The organism is Micromonospora sp. WMMD1128 (assembly GCF_027497235.1).
Classification (GTDB): Bacteria; Actinomycetota; Actinomycetes; order Mycobacteriales; family Micromonosporaceae; genus Micromonospora.
The window spans coordinates 4,533,772-4,554,812 of sequence record NZ_CP114902.1 but is presented as its reverse complement, the minus strand read 5'-3'; the positions used below and the strand labels follow the sequence as shown (position 1 = coordinate 4,554,812).

Genomic DNA, 21,041 nt, shown 5'->3' with positions numbered 1-21,041 from the left:
CCTGGTCGGCATCCTCCGAGCGGATTATGGAGCCCAGCTCCGGCGCATGTCAGGGTGAGGCCCGATGCGCAGGGAGGCGGTCACATGCGGGCGATCGGGCAGGGAAAATGGCGGCGGAACACCGCCCGACTCGGCGTGGCGGCGATCGTCGCGGCGGCCGGGGTGACGGTGGGGGCCGTGCCCGCACAGGCCAATGCGACGCGGACCGTGGCCTTCTGGAGCATGGACGAACCGGCTTCGTCGACCCTCCTGAGGGACAGCAGCGGCAGCGGACGGCACGGGACCGTCGGCGGCGAGGTGGTCACCGGCGCGATCTACGCCGGGGCGACCGGCCACCGTTTCGCCACCCACCTGCCCACGGACCAGGAGTACGTGCCGGACCACGTGAACCTGGTGCCGCACAGCACCGACTTCAACCCGGACGCCGGGGACTTCTCGGTGACCATCCGCTACCGGACCACGTACTCCTTCGGCAACATCCTCCAGAAGGGACAGGGCAACACCGCCGGCGGCTACTGGAAGTTGGAGGCGCCGGGCGGCCGGCCGAAGTGCCTGTTCCGCGGCGGTGACGGTGCCTCCCGGACCGGTTACACCGACGTGCCGATCGCCGACGGCCAGTGGCACACGGTGACGTGCAACCGCACCGCCGCCTACGTGGAGATGTACGTCGACGGCGTGCGGACCAGCCGGCTCAACGGGCCGACCAGCACCATCGCCAACTCCTGGCCGCTGTCCGTGGGCGGCAAGAGCCAGTGCGACGGTACGAAGGTGACCTGCGACTACTTCGCCGGTGACATCGACTACGTGAAGATCCTCAAGGGCTCGGGCGGCCCGGCGAACCAGCCGCCGGTGGCGGACCTGACACCGTCCTGCTCCGGGCTGGTGTGCACGTTCTCCGGGGCCGGCTCGACCGACGCCGACGGCGCGGTCCAGGACCACCTGTGGGACTTCGGCGATGGGTCCACCACCGACACCGTGTCCGTGCCGACCACCTCCCACACGTACGCGGCGGCCGGCACCTATCCGGTCACGCTGACGGTCACCGACGACCGGGGCGCCGCCGGCACCGTGACCGTGGACGTCACCGTCGCGCCGGTGCCGGAGCGGATCTCCTTCGTCGGGCAGGCCACCGCGAACGCCAACTGGACCAGCCACACGGTGACCGTCCCGACCGCCGTGCAGCCCGGGGACACGCTGCTGCTCCTGCTCAGCCAGAACACCCACACCGGCACCGGGGAGCCGACCGGGGTGACCGGCTGGAACCGACTCGACCGGCTCGACGGGGGCTACGCCACCACCACCGCATGGTGGAAGACCGCGACCGCCGGAGACGCGGGCACGGCGGTACGGGTGGCACTGGACAGCCAGGCGAAGGGCAACCTGGTGCTGGCCGCGTACCGCGGGGTCGCGCCGGGCCCGCCGGTGTTCGCCCGGACCACCGACCCGGCCAGCGCCGCCACCCGGACCACCCCGTACGCGCCGGTGACCACCGCACAGAGCTGGGCCGTGTCGTACTGGCTGCACGGCGACGCCGCCACCACCAGCCTCACCCCGCCGGCCGGGGTCGCGGTCCGCAGCAACAGCTCGCAGACCGGCGGCGGCCGGGTGACCGGTCTGCTCGCCGACGCGGCGAGCAGCGTCCCGGTGGGCAGCTACGGCGGACTGGCCGCGGTCGGCGCCGCGGCGAGCACGACCACCACCACGTGGACGTTCATCCTGCCGCCGGCTTGATCCGGGTACGCGTGAAGGCCGGCACCCCGTTGTTGCGGGTGCCGGCCTTCAGCGTTGTTCGTCAGCTGTTCCAGTGCTTGGTGACGAGGTCGGTGGCCTGGTTCTCCCACTGGGCGTAGGCGTCGGGGTAGGCGCTCACCTGGACGGTCTGGGCGGCCTCGGTCAGGGGCATGTCCTGCCAGCCGTCGACCTGCTTCAAGCCCTTGAGGAAGGCCAGGGTGGAGTATTCGGGGTCGGTGATCTGCTCGGGGGTGCCCCAGCCGGAGGAGGGGCGCTGCTGGAACAGGCCGAGGGAGTCGTGGTCGTTGGTGTCGCCGAGGTGGCCCAGGTTCTCCAGCTTGGATTCCTGGAGGCTGGTGGCGATGGAGATGACCGCCGCCCGCTCGGGCAGGCCCGCCTTCTTCGTCGCGGCGATGATCGCCTTGACGTTGGCGGTCTGCTCGCCGTTGAGCGTGATCGTCGACTGCTTGCCCTCGGCCTGCGCCACGGCCGCGGCGGCGGCGGGCTTGGCGGCGGTGGTGTGGGTGGGGGTGTCGGCGTGAGCGGCGATCGGACCGGCGAACACACCACCGGTGAACGCCAGACCAGCGATACCCAGGACGCTCTTGCGCAGGATCGTGTTCATCAGGGGGCTCCATTCCGGGGGTCGACACACGCACCGTGGGAGGGTGGCGCGCGGGCGAGCACCGTCAGGCGCTCAAAGTTTCGGGGGGATCCGACGTGGTCCGCGGGGCAGGGCCGCACCGCGGGGCGCCGGAGTGACTGTGTAACGACCGGCTGCCCACCGTCATTCCCGGGGGCGGGTCGACCGCGCGGCATGGGTGCGCTGGCCTTCCTCGGTCGTTCACCGGGTTACAACGCCCGCACCCCCGCGACGATTCCGCCGCCAGAGTGCCACCCACCACCCCCGAACCGGACACCCCACCCACCCGGCCGCACACGGCGACCGGATTCCACACGCCGTCAACACCCCCAGGCCCACGACGGGAACGCCACGGGTGCCTCAACGCGCCCGAGACGGCCATATCGTTCCGTCCGCGCTCCACCCAGGCCACGACTGGAACGCTATGCACGACTGGAACGCTATGGACGTCTCAGCGCGCCCGAGAGGGCCATAGCGTTCCACCCGCGCGCCGTTGACGCGACGACTGGAACGCTGTGGACGTCTCAGCGCGCCCGAGACGTCCACAGCGTTCCACCCGGGCCACGACTCGGTGTGGGTGTCTCCAAGTGTCGTGATAGATCCATACGTTCCAGCCAGGCCGTGAGTGGAGCGGCATGAGTGCGTTCGGGCACATCTCGCCCACCCGGCCCCTCGGGACGCCGCGCAGGGCGGGTGGGCCGTTCTGCCGTTGGCAGATCCGCTCACCGAGAAACGGGGTGCCCCGGGTCCAGGCTGCCGGGCAGGGTGGGGGCCATGCGACTGCTGATGCTGGGTGGCACGGGCTTCGTCGGTGGGGCGGTGGTGGCCGAGGCGGTACGCCGCGACTGGTCGGTCACCGTGTTCAACCGGGGGGTGCACGGGGAGGCGCCGGCCGGCGTACACCGGTTGCGGGGTGACCGGGACGCGCCCGGCGGGCTCGCCGCGCTCGCCGGCGGCGAGTGGGATCTGGTGGTGGACACCTGGGACGGCGCGCCCCGGGCGGTACGGGACGCGGCGCGGGCGCTGGCCGGCGCGGTGCCGCACTACGTCTACGTCTCCAGCGGCTCGGTGTACGCGCCGCCGGTCGACCCGGGCAGCGGGGAGGAGGCGCGGACCGTCGCCGCCGAGCCGGACGCGGACGACGGCGACTACGCGAGCAACAAGGCCGGCGGGGAGCGGGCCGCGGTGGAGGTGTTCGGCGACCGGGCGCTGCTGGTCCGGGCCGGTCTGATCCTCGGGCCGGGGGAGGACATCGGCCGGCTGCCGTGGTGGCTGCACCGGATCGCCCGGGGTGGTGCGGTGCTGGCGCCGGGCCCGCGCGACCTCCCGGTGCAGTACGTCGACGTCCGCGACCTGGCGAGCTGGCTGCTGGACCGGGGCGCCGAGGGCGTCGGCGGGGCGTACAACGTGGTCAGTCGCACCGGGCACACGACGATGGGTGAGCTGCTCGACGCGGTGGTGGCGACGACCGGGTCGGACGCGACGCTGCGCTGGACGGAGCCGGAGCCGATCCTGGCCGCCGGGGTGGAGCCGTGGAACGACCTGCCGGTCTGGATCCCACGCGGCCACGAATACCGCTGGTTGCAGGAGCGGGACGTGGAGCGGGCGTACGCGGCGGGTCTGGTCTGCCGGCCGGTCGCCGAGACGGTCGCCGACACGTGGCGGTGGCTGCGCGAGGTGGGTCGGGTGCCGGCGCGGGCGGGACGGCCGGCGCGGGCGACGGTGGGCCTGGCCTCGGAGCGGGAGGCTGCGCTGCTGGCCTCGCTGCCGGCCGCCTGAGAGCGACCCGGGGCGCGCAGGTCAGGCCGGCACGACCGGCAGGTCGAGCACCTCGTCGACCGGGCGGCGCGGGGTGGCGCGTCCCGGCTGCCCGTAGCCGATCCGCATCACCATCTGCGGGGTGCCGAACCGGCCCAGGGACAACCGCAGCGCCTCCCGCGCCGCCGGCACCTCGATCGGTTGGGAGAGCAGCGACGCGCCGAGGCCGGCGTCGGTGGCGGTGAGCAGCACCCGTTGCAGGGCCTGCCCGGCGACGACCTGGTCGGTGCCGGTGTTGCCGGGGGTGCCGAGCACCGCGACGAGCGGTTCCGGTTCGAAGTCCCGGCCGGGGGCGCGGTTGCGTCCGCCGAAGCCGCGCTGCGGCAGCAGGTCCTGCGGCTCACTCTGCGGCCCGCCGGCGGCGGCAGGGACCCCGTCGGGGGCGGGCTCCGAGCGCATCCAGTCGACCCGCTCGGCCACGTACGCGGGGTCGCGTTCGAGCACCCGGTGGGCGCTGCGGGCGACCTCGGCGAGCGCGTTGACCGCGCTGGCGCCGATGACCAGTTCCAGCCAGCACTGCTCGGCCCGGGCCGCCTCGCCGAGCCGCCAGCGGGCCTCGGCCGGCACCGGGTCGGGCCAGAACGGCGCGCGGTTGCTGAACCGGCGGGCGATCGCCCCGTGCAGGCTCTGCTCGGTCGGGGTGGGCCGGCGCGGCACGTCGGGTTCGAGCCGGGCCACCACGTCCGGGTCGGTCGGGTAGGGGCGCAGCCGGACCGTGGCCGGGGTGCCCGCCACGGCGAGCGCCAGCCGCAGGTTGAACAGGGCCGCCCCGCAGGCGACCCGCGCGCCCCAGCCGGTCGGGTCGGTGGCGGGCAGGGCGCGCCGCGGGTCGACGGTGACCTCGATGCCGCCGTCGCGCAGTCGGAACCGCCACGGCTGGGTGTTGTGCAGCGACGGGGCGCGTACCGCGTCGGCGACCGCGCCCCGCAGCTGCCGGACGGTGTATCCCATGGTCGTGCTCCCTCCGCTCGGTCCACCCCCACGGTGCGTCACCGCGACGCGCCCTGAGCAGGGCCGGAGGTCCCCACCCGGGCGGGGCCGACCGTCCCGGACCGGACGGGTCGGACGGGACCTTCGGCCCGTGCGGGGGCGCCGGGGGAACGGTAGAAAGGACTGATGATCCGGGTGTTCCTGCTCGACGACCACGAGGTCGTCCGCCGTGGCCTGGCCGATCTGCTGACCAGCAGCGGCGACATCGAGGTGGTCGGCGAGTCCGGCCTGGCCCAGGAGGCGACGCGTCGGATACCCGCGCTCCGCCCCGACGTGGCGATCCTCGACGCCCGGCTGCCCGACGGCAACGGCATCGACGTCTGCCGGGACGTCCGCGCCGTGGACTCGTCGATCAAGGGGTTGATCCTCACCTCGTACGAGGACGACGAGGCGCTGTTCGCGGCGATCATGGCGGGTGCCGCCGGCTACGTGCTCAAGCAGATCCGCGGCACCGATCTGGTGGACGCGGTGCGCCGGGTGGCGGCCGGGCAGTCGCTGCTCGACCCGGCGATCACCACCCGGGTGTTGGAGCGCATCCGCAGCGGCGTGGAACAGCCGCGGGAGCTGAAGTCCCTCACCGAGCAGGAGCGGCGGATCCTGGAGTACGTCGCCGAGGGGCTCACCAACCGTGAGATCGCCGGCAAGATGTTCCTGGCGGAGAAGACGGTGAAGAACTACGTCTCAAGCGTGCTGGCGAAGCTGGGCCTGGAACGGCGGACCCAGGCGGCGGTCCTGGCCACCCGGCTGCTCGGCAAGACCCACTGATCTCAGTCGAGCGGGACGCTCCACCGCAGCTCGGTGCCGTGCGGCTCGACCCGGCGCAGGGTGAACCGGCCGCCGAGCCGTTCGGCGCGCTCGCGCAGGTTGACCAGGCCGCTGCGGGCCGCCTCCGGGTCGCAGCCGATCCCGTCGTCGGTGACCGTGACGTCGATTCGGCCGCCGTCCGCCGCCACCCGCACCGCCACCCGGTCGGCGTGCGCGTGGCGTACCGCGTTGGACAGCGCCTCGCGCAGCACGGCGACCAGCTCGGGGCGCAGCTCGTCCGGGACGGCGCTGTCGACCGGGCCGACCAGTTCCAGGTCGGGCCGGTGGCCCAGCGACTCGGCGGCGGCCTCGACCGCCTCCCGGATCTCGGTGCGCAGCGCCGCGCTCATCGGGGTGCGCAGCTCGAAGATGGTGCGGCGGATGTCGCGGATGGTGGCGTCCAGGTCGTCGACCGCCTGGTTGATCCGCTTGGCCGCCTCCGGGCGGGCGTTCATCGCGCCGCTCTGCAGTTGCAGGCCGGTGGCGAAGAGCCGCTGGATCACCACGTCGTGCAGGTCGCGGGCGATCCGCTCGCGGTCCTCCAGGACCACGAGCAGCTCCCGCTCCTCCTGCCCGCGGGCGCGTTCCATGGCCAGCGCGGCCTGGCCGGCGAAGCTGGCGAGCAGGGCGAGGTCGTCGTCGGCGGCGGGTCCGTGGTCGGACCGGTGGGCGATCACGAGTACGCCGTGCAGCGTGTCGGCCGCGGCGAGCGGGGACACCACGGCCGGCCCGGCGATCACCGGGCGGGGCCAGGGCGCCGCCCCGGCGAGGTCGTCGACCTGCTCGTGCCGGCGTTCGGTGGCCGAGCCGGCGAAACTGGTCTCGGCGGCCGGCAGGACCGCGCCGACCAGCTCCCGGGCGGCCGGGTCGGCGCCGTCGACCACCTCGACGGTGAACTGCGCCTCGTCCTCGTCGTAGAGCAGGACCAGGGCCAGTTCCGCCTCGGCGACCTCGCGGGCGCGGCGGGCGACGAGCGACAGCGCGTCGGTGCGGCGGACCTCGCCCAGCAGCACCGAGGTGATCTCGGCGGCGGCGGCCAGCCAGCGTTCCCGCCGGTGCGCCAGCGCGTAGAGGCGGGCGTTCTCGATCGCCACGCCGGCCGCGGCGGCGAGCGCGGTCACGATCTCCTCGTCGTCGTCGGTGAACTCGGCGGCGCCCTGCTTCTCGGCCAGGTAGAGGTTGCCCCAGACGTGGTCGCGGATGCGCACCGGCACGCCGAGGAAGCTGTGCATCGGCGGGTGGTTCGGCGGGAACCCGTACGACCGGGGGTGCCGGGTGATGTCCGGCATGCGCAGCGGCTTCGGGTCGTCGATGAGCAGGCCGAGCACGCCCCGCCCGTGCGGCAGCTCGCCGATGCGGGCGTGCAGCTCAGCGTCGATGCCGTGGACGATGAAGTCGTGCAGCAGACGGTCGGGGCCGATCACCCCGAGCGCGCCGTAGCGGGCGCCGGCCAGCTCGCACGCCGACTGCACGATCCGTTGCAGCGTGCTGCGCAGGTCGAGGTCGGAGCCGATGCCGACGACCGCGTCGAGCAGCGCGCGTAGCCGTTCCCGGCTGGTCACCACCTCGCCGACCCGGTCGAGCATCTCCTGCAACAGCTCGTCGAGGCGGACCCGGGACAGCGGGGTCAGCCCGAGCGACGGCGTGACGTGCTCGTGCCGGGGGTTCGGTGCGGCGGCCACCGGGCGATGCTATCGCCAGGTGGCGCGCGCCGACGAGACCCTCAGGAGCTGTGGTCGCGTACCGCCGAGGTGTCGACGGTCTGCGCGGCGTCCAGCCGCGGGGTGTGCGGCGGGGCGGCCTGCGTCGGGTCGGCCAGGCCGAGACGCATGCTCAGGTAGGGGTGGCCGAGACCGGCGAGCGTCTGCCGCAGCACCTCGCGGGTGCCGTCGACCTCCACCACGCCGGAGAGCGGCACCAGGGACACCCCGTGCCGGGTGGCTTCGAGCCAGGCGGCGGAGAGCGCCTCGCCGGCGCGCAGCCAGCTCATCGGCTCGTCCTCGGAACCCCAGAGGATGGCGTAGACGGCGGCCTTGTCGTGGCCGGGGCCGATCGGCAGCGAGCCCGGGGTGCCGAAGTCGCGGCCCGGCACGGTGGTCTGCGCCGCCTGGTCGGGCAGCACCTCCGGCGGCAGGCCGGTGCCGGCGCCGGCCCGGCTGATCCAGTAGGCCAGCTCCTCGCGTAGCTCCGGGCTCTCCGACTCGACGACGGCGGCCTGCTGGGCGGCGCCGGCCAGCTCGATCTTCTGCATGTCGTTGAGGAGTTGCAAATTCACGCCCTCGCGGGTGGCGGCCCGGTCGATGTCGCCGAGCGTGGCGGTGGGGACCTGCTCGTCGCTCACCGGCCGCCGGTCGGTGTGCCGCACCCGCATGCACTGCACCAGGCGCATGGCGTCCGGGTCGGCGCCGGTGTGGCGCAGCCCGGTGAGGCGGGCCATCAGGTCGGGCTGGTGCGGGTCGGGCAGGCGTTCCACCGCCGGGGTCCAGCCCTCGGCGGCCAGCGCCACCCGGGCGTGGTGCAGCGCGGTGCCGCAGCTCACCACCAGCAGCCGGCCCTCCGGGTCCATGACGCTGAGGTGCCGTTCCCGGACGACCCGCAGTTCCAGCGCGTCGGGCAGGACGGTCCAGTGCCAGGGCTGGGTGTTGTGCACCGAGGGCGCGTGGCCGGCCATCCCGGCGGCCTCCGCGAGCGCGGTGGTCAGCGGGCGGTCGGTGGCCGGCGTCTCGTGGCTCATCGTCACGACCTTTCCTGTTTCTCCCCATCGTGCCCCACGCCCGGGACGCGCCGGGTGGGGTTGCCGCTCCATCCTCTGGCATGGTCGGGCGGATCGCACGGGTCCTTCGACCTCCCGGATTACCCGCGTTCGCCCTACCTGCCCCGCGCCGGCACTGAGACGATCCGCACGTGGGAACCGAACCGCGCGAATGCGTACCCGAACGGCCGGCCCGGGCCCGGCGGGCCGTGACCGCCGAGTGGGTCCCGCTGGCGCTGCTCACGCTGGCCGTGCTCGGCGGCGCGGCGCTGTGGTTCGCGGGCGCGCGGGGCGTGGCCGGTCTGGTCTGGGCCGCGGTCACCGTGTTCGCCCTGGTGCCGGCCGCCTGGTCGGTGCTGCGTCAGCTGTGGCGCCGGCAGTTCGGCGTGGACGTCATCGCCGTGCTGGCCCTGCTCGGCGCGCTGCTGGTGCGGGAGTACCTGGCCGGGGCCGTCATCGCGGTGATGGTCGCCACCGGGCGGGCGCTTGAGGAGTACGCCCGTCGCCGGGCCACCCGCGACCTGCGGGCGCTGCTGGAGCGCGCGCCCCGGCAGGCCCGCCGGCGCACCCCCGGTGGCGGGATCGAGGTGGTGCCGCTGGACCGGGTGGCCGCCGGCGACCGGCTGGTGGTGGGCCCCGGTGACGTGGTGCCGGTGGACGGCACGGTCGAGGAGGCGGCCACGCTCGACGAGTCGGTGGTGACCGGCGAGTCGCGGCTGGTCGGCCGCGCCGCCGGCGAGCAGGTGGCAAGCGGCGTGGTCAACGCGGGTGCCGGTTTCGGGTTGCGGGCCAGCCGCAACGCGGCGGAGAGCACGTACGCCGGCATCGTCCGGCTGGCCGGGGAGGCGACGGCGCGCAAGGCCCCGATGGTGCGGCTCGCCGACCGGTACGCGGCCGGGTTCGTGCCGTTCACGCTGCTGCTGGCGGGCCTGGCGTGGCTGCTGTCCGGCGAGTTCGTGCGGGCGGTGGCGGTGCTGGTGGTGGCCACCCCGTGCCCGCTGCTGCTGGCCACCCCGATCGCGGTGGTCTCCGGGCTGTCCCGGGTGGCCCGCCGGGGTGTGCTGGTGCGGGACGGCGGGTCGCTGGAGCAGCTCGGCCGCGCCCGTACCCTGCTGATGGACAAGACCGGCACGCTCACCGTCGGCCGGCCGCGGGCCGCGGAGACGGTGGTGGCGCCGGGCGGCGACCGGGACGAGGTGCTGCGGTTGGCGGCCTCCGTCGAGCAGCTCTCGCCGCACGTGCTGGCCGCCGCGCTGGTCCGGCAGGCCCGCGAGCGGGGCCTGCCGTTGGCCGAACCGACCGGGGTGACCGAGGAACCGGGGCGCGGGGTGGCCGGCCGGGTCGACGGCCGGACGGTCCGGGTCGGCCAGCTCGACGGCGAGCCGCCGCCGTGGGCGGACCGGGCGCGGGAGCGGGCCGAGCTGTCCGGCCGCTCCACCGTGTGGGTGAGCGACGAGCGGGGGCCGCTCGGCGCGATCCTGCTGGAGGACCCGGTCCGCCCGGACGCCCGGCGGACCGTGCGGCGGTTGCGGGAGGCGGGGCTGACCCGGCTGATCATGGTGACCGGCGACCGGCCGCGCACGGCCCGGCAGGTGGCGCAGGTCGTGGGCGTGGACGACGTGATCGCGCGGTGCTCTCCGCGGGAGAAGGCCGATCGGGTACGCGCGGAGTCGGCGCGGGCGGTGACCGTGATGGTCGGCGACGGGGTGAACGACGCGCCGGCGCTCGCCGAGGCGCACGTCGGGGTGGCGATGGGCGCGACCGGGGCGACCGCCTCCGCCGACGTGGCCGACGCGGTGCTCTCCGTGGACCGGCTGGACCGGCTCGCCGACGCGGTGGAGATCGCCAGGTACGCCCGCCGCGTCGCGGTGCAGAGCGCCACCGTGGGGATGGGGCTGGCGGTGCTGGCCATGCTGGTGGCCGCCGCCGGCCGGCTGCCGCCGGTGGCCGGCGCGTTCCTCCAGGAGGGCATCGACGTGCTGGTGATCCTCAACGCGTTGCGTGCCCTCGGCGGCGGCCTGCGGCGGCGGGAGGTGCCGCCGCACACCCGGGAGCTGCTCGACCGGTACGAGCGGGAACACGGCGGCGTGCGTGACGTGCTGGCCCGGCTGCGCGACACCGCGGACCTGGTGGCGACCCGCCCGGACGCCCCGGAGTGCGGGCCGGCGCTGCGCGACGTGCACCGCCGGCTGGTCGACGAGGTGCTGCCGCACGAGGAGGCGGAGGAACGGCAGCTCTACCCGGCGTTGGCCGGCCCGCTCGGCAGCGACGAGGCGACCTCGACGATGAGCCGGGCGCATGTGGAGATCGTCCGGCTGGTGGAGCGGATCGGCGGGCACCTGGCGACCCTGGACGGCCGGCTGCCCGCGCAGGAGGTGCCCGACCTGCTGGCGGCGCTCTACGGACTGGACGCGGTGCTGCGTCTGCACCTGGCCCAGGAGGAGGAGGACTTCTTCTCCCTCAACCCCGCCGACCGCCCCGCGTGACGGTCGGCGGGGCGGTCGGCGGGGCGTTAAGCGGGGCCCCCGCCTCTACCAAAGGCGTTAAGCGGGGCCCCCGCCTTACTCCCGGACGACGGCGACGGGGCAGGCGGCGTGCTGGATGAGCTGCTGGCTCACCGAACCGAGCAGCATGCCGCGCAGGCCGCCCCGGCCGCGGCTGCCGACCACCACGAGCTGCGCCGACCGGCTCGCCTCCACCAGCAACGACGCCGCGCTGCCGGGGACCGCCGAGATCTCCACCGGCACGTCCGGGAACGTCTCCCGCCACGGGGCCAGCTCCGCCTCGACGGCGGCCCGCTCGATCCCGGTGCTCTCCTCCGGGTCGAAGCCCGGCGACGCCCACCTGTCGCGTGGCGGATCCCAGGCCCGCAGCACCCGCAGCGGCACGTCCCGCTGAGCGGCCCGCTCCACGGCGAAACCGAGCGCCCGCAGCGCCGGCTCGGAGCCGTCCGTGCCGACCACCACCGGCCCCGACGTGGCGACCTGGCCGTCCCGGACCACCACCACCGGGCAGTGGGCGTGCGCGGTGACGGAGACCGCGGTGGAGCCGGCGAGCAGGCCGCCGAAACCGCCGTGCCCCCGGCTGCCGAGCACCAGCATCCCCGCCTCGGCGGAGCGTTCCTGGAGCACCAGCGCGGGCGGGCCGTCGAACACCTCACCGTGCACGGTGACGCCGGGCCGTTCGGCGGCGGCGTCCGCCGCCGCCTTGCGGACCAGTTCCTCCACCTGCCCCCGGGCGTGCTCGTCCGGCCAGATCCCCGGGGCCACACCGGGACCGATCCAGCCGGCCACGGTCAACCACTCGAAGACGTACGCCAGCCGCACCGGCCGGCCCGAGCGGCCGGCCTCGTCAAGCGCCCAGCGCAGGGCCACCGACGCGTCGGCGGAGCCGTCGTAGCCGACCAGGATCTCCTCGTTCATTCGCCGTGCCTACCTTTCGTTCGCGACTGCGGGGTCGGCGAGCTCACTGCTCCCGCTCACCGGTCCGCAGGGCCGGTTCGGTCTCGCGGATCCAGCGCCACTCGGCGACCCGGGGGTCGTCCTCGCCGTACTCGCGGGTGTGGTCGCGGCAGGACTGGCGGGTGTCCACCATCTCCTGGCGCAGGTGGGCGGCGCGTGACCGCAGCCCGGGCACCCGGTCGATGACGTCGATGACCAGGTGGAAGCGGTCCAGGTCGTTGAGCATCACCATGTCGAACGGCGTGGTGGTGGTGCCCTCCTCCTTGTAGCCGCGTACGTGCAGGTTCTCGTGGTTGGTCCGGCGGTAGGTGAGCCGGTGGATCAGCCACGGGTAGCCGTGGTAGGCGAAGATGACCGGCTTGTCGCGGGTGAAGATGGTGTCGAACTCGTTGTCCGGCAGGCCGTGCGGGTGTTCCGAGGGCGGTTGCAGGCGCATCAGGTCGACCACGTTCACCACCCGCACCTTCAGGTCGGGCAGGTGCTGGCGCAGCAGGTCGGCCGCCGCGAGGGTCTCCAGCGTCGGCACGTCGCCGGCGCAGGCGAGCACCACGTCCGGCTCGGCCCCGTCGTCGGTGCTGGCCCAGTCCCAGATGCCCAGGCCACGGCGGCAGTGTTGGACCGCCTCGTCCATGGTCAGCCAGTTCGGCGCGGGTTGCTTCCCGGCCACCACCACGTTGATGTAGTGCCGGCTGCGCAGGCAGTGGTCCATGGTGGAGAGCAGCGTGTTGGCGTCCGGTGGCAGGTAGACGCGGACCACTTCGGCCTTCTTGTTGGCCACGTGGTCGATGAAGCCCGGGTCCTGGTGCGAGAAGCCGTTGTGGTCCTGCCGCCAGACGTGGCTGGAGAGCAGGTAGTTCAGCGAGGCGATCGGCTCCCGCCAGGGGATGTGCCGGGTCACCTTGAGCCACTTGGCGTGCTGGTTGACCATCGAGTCGACGATGTGGATGAACGCCTCGTAGCTGGTGAAGAGGCCGTGCCGGCCGGTCAGCAGGTAGCCCTCCAGCCAGCCTTCGCAGAGGTGTTCGGAGAGCACCTCCATCACCCGGCCGTCGGGGGAGAGGTGGTCGTCGCCGGGTTCCCGGCGGCCGACGAACGCGCGGTCGGTGACCTCGAACGCGGCGCCGAGCCGGTTGGAGGCGACCTCGTCCGGGCCGAACAGGCGGAACGTCTCCGGGTTACGGGTGATCACGTCGCGGACCCAGGGGCCGAGCGTGCCGGTCGCGCCGGCCACCGTGCCGCCCGGCTCCTCGATGTCCAACCCGTAGTCGCGGAAGTCCGGCAGGTCCAGGTCGCGCAGCAGTTTGCCGCCGTTGGCGACCGGGTTGGCGCTCATCCGCCGGTCGCCGGTCGGTGGCAACGCGGCCAGCTCGGCGACCGGGCCGCCGGTGGCGTCGAACAGCTCCTCCGGCCGGTAGCCGCGCAGCCAGCGCTCCAGCTCGGCCAGATGCGCCGGGTTGTCGCGTACCTCGGAGATGGGCACCTGGTGGGCGCGGAAGGTCCCCTCGACCTGCTTGCCGTCGACGTCCGCCGGCCCGGTCCAGCCCTTCGGCGTACGCAGCACGATCATCGGCCAGCGGGGGCGCTCGACGTCGCCGCCGGAACGGGCCCGGCGCTGGATCTCGGCGATCTCGTCGACCGCCCGGTCGAGCGTCGCGGCGAGCAGGTGGTGCACCGCCGTCGGGTCGTCGCCCTCGACCACGTACGGGTGGTAGCCGTAGCCGCGCATCAGGTCCAGCAGGTCCTCGGCGGGGATCCGGTCCAGCACGGTCGGATTGGCGATCTTGTAGCCGTTGAGGTGCAGGATCGGCAGCACCGCCCCGTCCCGGGCCGGGTTGAGGAACACATTCGACAGCCAGCTCCCGGCGAGCGGGCCGGTCTCCGCCTCGCCGTCGCCGATCACGCAGGCGACGAGCAGGTCCGGGTTGTCGAACGCGGCGCCGTAGGCGTGGCTCAGCGCGTACCCCAGCTCGCCGCCCTCGTGGATCGAACCCGGCACCTCCGGCGCCACGTGGCTGGGGATGCCGCCGGGGAAGGAGAACTGGCGGAACAGCCGCTGCATGCCGGACTCGTCCCGCGGGATGTGGTGGTAGAGCTCGCTGTAGGTGCCCTCCAACCAGGTGTTGGCGACGAGCGCGGGGCCGCCGTGGCCGGGGCCGGTGACGAAGATCGCGGACAGGTCCCGGTCGACGATGACGCGGTTGAGGTGCGCGTAGAGCAGGTTGAGGCCCGGGCTGGTGCCCCAGTGGCCCAGCAGCCGCGGCTTGATGTGCTCGGGCCGCAGCGGCTCGCGGAGCAGCGGGTTGTCGAGCAGGTAGATCTGCCCGACGGTGAGGTAGTTCGCCGCCCGCCAGTAGGCGTCCAGCCGGCGCAGGTCGTCGTCGGTCAGGGGGCTGTGCAGGTCCAGCGCGGTCTCCATGCTGCGTTAGCCTCTCGTGGCTCGGGGTCGTCTGCCACTCGGGGAGGTGTCTGCCGTCCCCGGCACGTCCAATCTCTCCCGTGGGCGGTGGCGCCGGTCAGGGCCGGAGGTCCCGGGCCGGGTGGGCGTCATGACCCGTCCCGGGCGTCCGGGTCGAGCCCGCGTACCACGATCAGCGGGGCCGGCGAGTGGTAGAGCAGGGACTGGCTGACCTCGCCGAGGCTGGACTGCACCGGCCCGTCGCCCCGCGCGCCGACGAGCGCGAGCTGCGCCGAGCGGGACCGGTCGAGCAGGACGGTCCGGGGGTCGCCGCGCACGGTCTGGCAGCTCGCGGCCACCCTGGGGTGCCGGGCGGCGTGCCGGTTGACCGCTTCTTCGAGTACGCCGTCGTCGTCGCCGCGGTCCGGCTCGACCACCCGGACGGCGAGCAGCCGGGCGCCCCGGCGTTCGGCGCAGTCGAAGGCGTAGCCGAGGGTGGCGCGGGAGCCCGGTGAGCCGTCGTAGCCGACGAGCAGCGGACCGGGCGGGGCCGGCTCGGTCCGACCGATCAGGACCGGGCAGCCGGCCCGGGCGGCCAGTTCGACGGCCGGCGCGTCGGCCGGTACGCAGGCCGAGCAGGTGGCCATGCCGCCGTCGCCGAGCGCGACCAGGAACGCGGCGTCGGCGGCCCGCAGCAGCGCCTCGACCGGTGAGCCCTCCACGATCTCGCCGCTCACCGGCACCTCCGGCGCGGCGGCGGCGGCGATCTGGCTGGCCCGTTCGAGCAGGTCCTCCGCGTCGGTGCGGGTGCCGCCGGCCGGGGCCGGGCCGGAGGTCGCGGCCCAGTTGAACGCGTGCAGCAGGTGCAGCGGCCGGTCGTGTGCGGCGGCCTCGCCGGCGGCCGTGCGGACCACCGTGAGGGCCTCCGTCGACGGGCCCACGCCGACGACCACCGCGCCGTGGCCGGGTGCGGCCATTGCGGCTCACCTCCCGACCGCGCTTTCCCCCACGGTAGACGGGTGGTCGGGTCGGCCGGACCGGGTCGCCGGAATCGGCGGGCGTCGGGATGCTCAGCGCGGGGCGGGCAGGGTGGGGTGGACGCGCAGCACCACGGCGGTGGCGTTGTCGTCGCCGCCGGCGTCGAGGCTGGCGTCGAGGAGGGCCTGGGCGGTGCGTTTCGGGTCCCGCCGGGCGGCGAGCAGGTCCCGCAGCCGGTGGTAGCCGAGCTGGTCACTCACCCCGTCGGTGCAGAGAAGCCAGGTGTCGCCGCGCCGCAGCGGCACGGCGAGCAGGTCCGGATCGGGCCGGTCCGGGTGGCCGACGTAGCGCAGCAGTTGGTAGCGGGCCCGGACCGCCTCCGGCGAGCCGGCCGGCCACCAGCCGTGCAGCACGCCGAGCCAGGCCATCGTGTGGTCGACCGTGACCAGCTCCAGCAGCCCGTCGCGCAGCCGGTACGCCCGCGAGTCGCCGATCTGCACCAGCCAGCCCTGGCCACCGTCCGGCTCGACCACGAGCGCGGTGAGCGTGCACCCGGTCAGCCCGACGAGCGCCGCGCCGGCCTGGCGTACCCGGGTCTGGGCCACGGCGGCGGCGGTCCGCAGCCCGGCGGCGTCGACGGTCGGCCAGGCGGCGCGGACCTGTTCGACGAAGGTCCGGGTCGCGGTCGCGCCGGCCACCCGGCTGCCGTCGCCCTCGCCCATGCCGTCGCAGACCACGGCCAGCGGCAGTGTCTCGTCGACGTGCAGCACGTCGTAGTTCTCCGGGTAGTGGTGCCCGACCACGCTGCCCCCGGCGATCTCCACTGTGAACCGGCCGGCGGCGAGCCGGCGCGCGACACCGACCGGCTGGTCCAGCGGACGGCGACGGAACACCTACGGAACGTAACACCGGGTGGTGGTGGGCGGGGGTTAGGCGAGGGCGTGTCTCCTGTCAACCGGGGTTGACAGAAGACGGGTGTCAACCTACATTGACAGCATGAGTCAAGCGACGGAACTCGCGGCGGCGGCCGGCAGCACCGACCCGAAGGTCGGCCTGCGCGCGGTTCTCGCCCTGCGCCGGCTGCTCGAACGGCTCGAGGTGGTCCAGGTGGACAACGCCCGGCGGCAGGGCTGGTCCTGGCAGGAGATCGCCGACGCGCTCGAGGTCAGCCGGCAGGCGGTCCACAAGAAGCACGCCGGGCGGCCGGCGGTGCGCCAGAGCTGGGAGGCATGATGTTGGAACGATTCACCGACCGGGCCCGGGCCGTGGTGCACCACGCGGTCGACGAGGCCCGGACCGAGGGCCGGCGTCCGGTCGGCACCGAGCACCTGTTGCTCGGCGTGCTGGCCGATCGCGACAACCTGGCGGTCCGGCTGCTGTCGGCCGACGGCATCCAGGCCGACGGCCTGCGCGCGGCGGTGGCCCGCCACACCGCGCAGGGCGTCGACGGGCTCGGCGCGGCGGACGCGGCGGCGCTGCGCGAGATCGGCATCGACCTCGCCGCGATCGTGGCCCGGATCGAGGAGTCCTTCGGCCCGGACGCGCTGCGCGAGGCGGCGCCACGCCCACGCCGGTGGTGGCGGCGCCGGCACGGCAGCGGCCGGTTCTCACCCCGGGCCAGAAAGGTGCTCGAACTGTCGCTGCGCGAGGCGCTGCGGCTGCACCACCGGCACATCGGCACCGAGCACATCCTGCTCGGCCTGCTCCGGGAGGGCGACGGACTGGCCGCGCAGGTGCTCACCGAGGCCGGCGCCGACCTCGACGACCTGCGGCTGCGGGTCGAGGCGGCGCTGCGCGAGGCGGCCTGACGCGGGGTCGGGATTTCAAACCTGATTGCGGTCCTCGCAACGACCGCGCCCGCCGGCTCGCCGCCGCGCCCGGCGTCCTGCACACTGACGCCGTGGACGGTGCAGACGACAAGCGCCCGGTGACCGCGGAGAACCCGACCCCGCGCTCCGCCGTGGTGGTCAACCCGGTGAAGGTCGCCGACCTGGACGAGTTCCGGCGGACCGTGGACGGCGCGCTCGACGCCGCCGGCTGGCCGGCCCCGACCTGGCACGAGACCACGGTCGAGGACCCGGGTCGCGGCCAGGCCGAGGAGGCAGTCAAGGCCGGGGCCGAGGTGGTCTTCGCCTGCGGCGGCGACGGCACCGTGATGGCCTGCGTCACCGCGCTCGCCGGCACCGACGTGGCACTGGCCGTGCTGCCCCAGGGCACCGGCAACCTGCTCGCCGCCAACCTCGGCCTCTCCGGCGACCTCGCCGCCGGGCTCCAGGTCGCCGTCGAGCGCGGGATGCGCCGGCTCGACGTCGGCGTGGTCGACGACCAGTGTTTCGCGGTGATGGCCGGGATGGGCTTCGACGCCCAGATGCTCGACTCCACCTCCGAGACCACCAAGAAGCGGATCGGCTGGCCGGCCTACCTGGTCGGCGCCGCCCGTCACCTGCGGGACCGGCCGATGCGCGTCTCGGTGCGGATCGACGGCGGGCCGCCACTGCGCCGCCGCGCCCGCTCGGTCCTGGTCGCCAACGTCGGCCGCCTCCAGGGCGGGGTACGCCTGCTCACCGACGCCGAGCCCGACGACGGCTGGCTCGACGTGGCGGTGCTGACCCCGCGCCGGCTCGGGCACTGGGTGGCCATGGGCTGGGCGGTGATGCGGCGCCGCGGCAGCGTGCCCCGGATGGAGGTGTTCCGGGCGCGCACCGTCGAGATCGCCAGCAACCGGGCCCAGCCCCGCCAGCTCGACGGCGACCTGATCGAGCCGGGCCGCTCGCTCAGCGCCACCATCCGGCCCGAGTCGCTCTGGCTCTGCGTCCCGCAGCCCGAGGACCACCCCGACCTGGCCGAGGACGCCGAGGCGGCCGGTGAGCGCGGCGAGCACCTGGTCGAGGAGGCGCGCCGTGAGTAGCACCAAGCTCGTCCCCGAGACCCGGCTGATGGCCTCCGAGGAGCTCTCCGCCGACGACGCCTGGCACACGCTGCGGCGGCACGGGGGCTGGCACCTGCTGCGGGACGCCTTCATCCGGTTCCGCTACGGCGACGGCTTCAGCCACTCCCGGGCCCTGGCGTTCCAGCTCTGCCTGGCCGTGGTGCCGTTCCTGATCGCGCTCACGGGTCTGATCACCGACCTCGGGGTGGACGAGGGCGGCAAGGTCGTGGCCGACACGGTGCTGGCGATCACGCCGGGTCAGAGCGAGTCCATGGTGCAGGAGTTGCTGTCCGACTCGGACCGCACCGAGGACGTCGGCGAGCTGGCGCTGACCCTCGGCCTGATCACCGGCCTGGTGGCGTTGACCACCACGATGGCGCAGATCGAGCGCGGCGCCAACCGGATCTACGGCGTGGAGCGGGACCGCCCGGCGTTCCCCAAGTACGTGCGCGCCGCGGTGCTCGCCGTGGTCGCCGGTGTGCCCGCGCTGGTCGGGTTCCTGATCCTGGTCGGCGGCGGCGCGGTGGGTGACTCGGTCCGCCGGCACTACGAGTGGGGCGTCGTCGCCACCGTGATCTGGGACGTGGTCCGCTGGCCGCTCAGCCTCGGCCTGACCGTGCTCGCCGTCGCCGCGCTGTTCCGGCACGCCCCTCGACGCAGGCAGCCCGGCCTGTCCTGGCTCTTCTTCGGCGCCGGCATCGCCATCGCCATCTGGTGGGTGGCCAGCCTGCTGCTCGCCGCGTACGTACGGTACAGCGGCGGTTTCGGTCAGACCTACGGCGCGTTGACAGGCATGATGGCGCTGTTGCTCTGGGCCAACCTCACCGGGATGGCGCTCTTCGGCGGGCTGGCCTTCGCCGCCCAGTTGGAGGCGATGCGGATCGGGGTGGAGGAGCCGGCCCAGCCGGACCTGTGGGAGCCGGACGCGCAGCGCGAGGAGCTGTTCGACACCGGCGAGATGACCGCGCTCTGACGCCGCGCCGGCCCGGCGTGTACGAAACACACCGATCGGGTACACCGCGCCTCGCAGAAGAAGAGGGAGGTGCGGTGTGACCGAGGTCAGGGAGTCCGGTCGCCGGCCGCTCGGCCACTTCGCGGAGCGGAGCCTGGTCGGGCTGCTCGCGGTGGCCGGGGCGGGCGTGGCGTTCGGCGTGCTGCTCATGCTCGTCCGGTTCCGGTGGAGCCCGCTCCAGCACGCCGACCACGAGGCGGCCGAGTGGTTCAACAACCTCGTGGCGCCGCACCACCCGCTGGTCACGGTGCTCCAGGCGATCACCGACCTGGGTGGCCGGCCGGTGCTGATCTGGCTGGTCACCATCGCCGTGGTGGGCCTGCTGATCCGTCGGCAGTCCCGGCTGGCGGTCTACCTGATCATCACCGGTGTGGGCGGGCTGATCCTCGACCCGTCGCTCAAGGCGCTCGTCGGGCGGCTGCGTCCGGTGGTGGACGTGCCGGTCGCGAGCGCGCCCGGCAACAGCTTCCCCAGCGGCCACGCGCTCGGCTCGTTCGTCGCGTACGGGGCGCTGCTGCTGGTGTTCCTGCCGGCCATGGCGCCGCGCTGGCGCAAACCGGCCATCGCCGTCGCCGCCGTGCTGATCTTCCTGGTCGGGCTGACCCGGATCGCGCTGGGCGTGCACTTCGTCTCCGACGTGCTCGGCGGCTGGCTGCTCGGCGCGGCCTGGCTGGGCGTCACCGCGTACGCCTTCCGGCTGTGGCGGCGCGAGCGCGGCCGGCCGGTGTCGCCGCTCACCGAGGGCCTGGAGCCGGAGGCGGGCGAGGAGATCGCCCCCGCCCCGGCCGAGGAGAAGGTGCTGGAGCACCCCCGGTCCGCGGTGGCCGAGCTGCTGGTCGGCTGGGTGATCGTCTTCGGCGCGCTCTACGCGTTCGGCATGTACGTCAGCTACCACGCCAAGGGCACCGTCTTCGACTGGCTCGACACCGAGGTGCCCCGCTGGTTCGCCGCCCGGCACACCGACGCGCTCACGGATCTGAGCTGGTGGTGGAGCAAGTTCGGCGACACCCACGCCATCCTGCTCGTCTCGCTGGTGTTCTGCCCGATCGTGCTGGCCGTGTGGCGTCGCTGGCGGCCGGTGCTGTTCGTGGTGCTGGCGATGTTCGGCGAGCTGAGCCTCTTCCTGTCCAGCGCGCGGGTGGTGGAGCGGCCCCGCCCGCCGGTGGAGAACCTGGACGGGCAGATGCCCACCTCGTCGTTCCCGTCCGGGCACATCGCGGCGACCATCTGCCTCTGGGCCGCGATGGCGATCATCGTGTTCCCCCGCACCGACAGGTGGTGGCGGTGGCTGTTCGTGGCGATGGCCGTGATCATGCCGGTCGGCGTGGCCACCTCCCGGATGTACCGGGGCATGCACCACCCGACCGACTTCATGGGCGCGATCATCCTCGGCACGCTCTGGCTGTCGCTGCTGTGGTGGGTGGTCCGGCCGAACGCCGACGTGGCGCGGGGCAACCAGCCGGCGATCGAGTCGGAGCAGGTGGACGAGCTGGACGACGAGCTGGCCCGGGCCGGCCGGGCGGACTGA

At 74.2% G+C, this 21,041-nt stretch carries 17 protein-coding genes; 9 read left to right on the top strand and 8 right to left on the bottom strand.

Annotation, left to right across the window (positions count from 1 at the left end):
• The first annotated feature begins 84 nt into the window (after positions 1 to 84).
• Positions 85 to 1,731, top strand: coding sequence for a PKD domain-containing protein (locus O7602_RS20150; RefSeq protein ID WP_281584188.1), 1,647 nt, complete (start codon positions 85 to 87; stop codon positions 1,729 to 1,731).
• A 61-nt stretch (positions 1,732 to 1,792) separates the two neighbouring features.
• On the opposite strand, the gene O7602_RS20145 is transcribed toward O7602_RS20150, so the two are convergent.
• Positions 1,793 to 2,356 (bottom strand): hypothetical protein, encoded by a 564-nt coding sequence (locus O7602_RS20145; RefSeq protein ID WP_281583943.1) that lies wholly within the window; start codon positions 2,354 to 2,356, stop codon positions 1,793 to 1,795.
• 792 nt (positions 2,357 to 3,148) lie between these two features.
• On the opposite strand from O7602_RS20145, the gene O7602_RS20140 reads away from it, so the two are divergent.
• A complete protein-coding gene (locus O7602_RS20140; RefSeq protein WP_281584187.1) occupies positions 3,149 to 4,153 on the top strand; it encodes an NAD-dependent epimerase/dehydratase family protein in 1,005 nt (334 codons plus the stop codon).
• Positions 4,154 to 4,174: 21 nt separating this feature from the next.
• On the opposite strand, the gene O7602_RS20135 is transcribed toward O7602_RS20140, so the two are convergent.
• A complete protein-coding gene (locus O7602_RS20135; RefSeq protein WP_281584186.1) occupies positions 4,175 to 5,143 on the bottom strand; it encodes a nitroreductase family protein in 969 nt (322 codons plus the stop codon).
• A gap of 165 nt (positions 5,144 to 5,308) precedes the next feature.
• Here O7602_RS20135 and O7602_RS20130 point away from each other — a divergent pair, with 165 nt between their 5' ends.
• Positions 5,309 to 5,947, top strand: a complete 639-nt coding sequence (locus O7602_RS20130) for a response regulator transcription factor (protein WP_181572435.1) — start codon at positions 5,309 to 5,311, stop codon at positions 5,945 to 5,947.
• A 2-nt stretch (positions 5,948 to 5,949) separates the two neighbouring features.
• Here the strand turns inward: O7602_RS20130 and O7602_RS20125 are convergent, their stop codons facing one another.
• Both O7602_RS20125 and O7602_RS20120 read right to left on the bottom strand, forming a co-directional pair.
• Entirely contained in the window at positions 5,950 to 7,617 is a 1,668-nt protein-coding gene (locus tag O7602_RS20125) for a GAF domain-containing sensor histidine kinase (protein WP_281590421.1), read from the bottom strand.
• Between the two features lie 92 nt (positions 7,618 to 7,709).
• Positions 7,710 to 8,720 carry a nitroreductase gene (locus O7602_RS20120; protein ID WP_281584185.1) on the bottom strand — a complete coding sequence of 337 codons (1,011 nt, stop codon included), beginning with the start codon at positions 8,718 to 8,720 and terminating at the stop codon, positions 7,710 to 7,712.
• Positions 8,721 to 8,890: 170 nt separating this feature from the next.
• On the opposite strand from O7602_RS20120, the gene O7602_RS20115 reads away from it, so the two are divergent.
• Complete coding sequence (locus O7602_RS20115; protein ID WP_348651290.1) at positions 8,891 to 11,224, top strand: heavy metal translocating P-type ATPase; 2,334 nt, start codon at positions 8,891 to 8,893, stop codon at positions 11,222 to 11,224.
• A 75-nt stretch (positions 11,225 to 11,299) separates the two neighbouring features.
• Here the strand turns inward: O7602_RS20115 and O7602_RS20105 are convergent, their stop codons facing one another.
• The 4 genes from O7602_RS20105 to O7602_RS20090 all read right to left on the bottom strand — a co-directional run bounded on the left by O7602_RS20105 (position 11,300) and on the right by O7602_RS20090 (position 16,465).
• On the bottom strand, positions 11,300 to 12,160 hold the full coding sequence (locus tag O7602_RS20105; RefSeq protein ID WP_281584184.1) for a universal stress protein: 861 nt from the start codon (positions 12,158 to 12,160) through the stop codon (positions 11,300 to 11,302).
• A gap of 43 nt (positions 12,161 to 12,203) precedes the next feature.
• A complete protein-coding gene (locus tag O7602_RS20100) occupies positions 12,204 to 14,615 on the bottom strand; it encodes a phosphoketolase family protein (protein ID WP_281584183.1) in 2,412 nt (803 codons plus the stop codon).
• Positions 14,616 to 14,743: 128 nt separating this feature from the next.
• Positions 14,744 to 15,571, bottom strand: coding sequence for a universal stress protein (locus O7602_RS20095; protein WP_281584182.1), 828 nt, complete (start codon positions 15,569 to 15,571; stop codon positions 14,744 to 14,746).
• A gap of 93 nt (positions 15,572 to 15,664) precedes the next feature.
• Positions 15,665 to 16,465: a PP2C family serine/threonine-protein phosphatase gene (locus O7602_RS20090; protein ID WP_281584181.1), complete on the bottom strand. Its 801-nt coding sequence runs from the start codon at positions 16,463 to 16,465 to the stop codon at positions 15,665 to 15,667.
• A 103-nt stretch (positions 16,466 to 16,568) separates the two neighbouring features.
• Here O7602_RS20090 and O7602_RS20085 point away from each other — a divergent pair, with 103 nt between their 5' ends.
• From O7602_RS20085 to O7602_RS20065, 5 genes are all read left to right on the top strand, one after another.
• Positions 16,569 to 16,805, top strand: a complete 237-nt coding sequence (locus O7602_RS20085) for an HTH domain-containing protein (protein WP_089153892.1) — start codon at positions 16,569 to 16,571, stop codon at positions 16,803 to 16,805.
• The gene (locus O7602_RS20080; protein ID WP_281590418.1) at positions 16,805 to 17,380 is read left to right on the top strand and encodes a Clp protease N-terminal domain-containing protein; all 576 of its coding nucleotides are present in this window, start codon (positions 16,805 to 16,807) and stop codon (positions 17,378 to 17,380) included. Before O7602_RS20085 ends, O7602_RS20080 begins: the two co-directional genes overlap by 1 nt.
• Positions 17,381 to 17,472: 92 nt before the next feature.
• Positions 17,473 to 18,480, top strand: a complete 1,008-nt coding sequence (locus tag O7602_RS20075; RefSeq protein ID WP_281584180.1) for a diacylglycerol kinase family protein — start codon at positions 17,473 to 17,475, stop codon at positions 18,478 to 18,480.
• On the top strand, positions 18,473 to 19,474 hold the full coding sequence (locus O7602_RS20070; protein WP_281584179.1) for a YihY/virulence factor BrkB family protein: 1,002 nt from the start codon (positions 18,473 to 18,475) through the stop codon (positions 19,472 to 19,474). Before O7602_RS20075 ends, O7602_RS20070 begins: the two co-directional genes overlap by 8 nt.
• Positions 19,475 to 19,550: 76 nt before the next feature.
• Entirely contained in the window at positions 19,551 to 21,041 is a 1,491-nt protein-coding gene (locus O7602_RS20065) for a phosphatase PAP2 family protein (RefSeq protein WP_281584178.1), read from the top strand.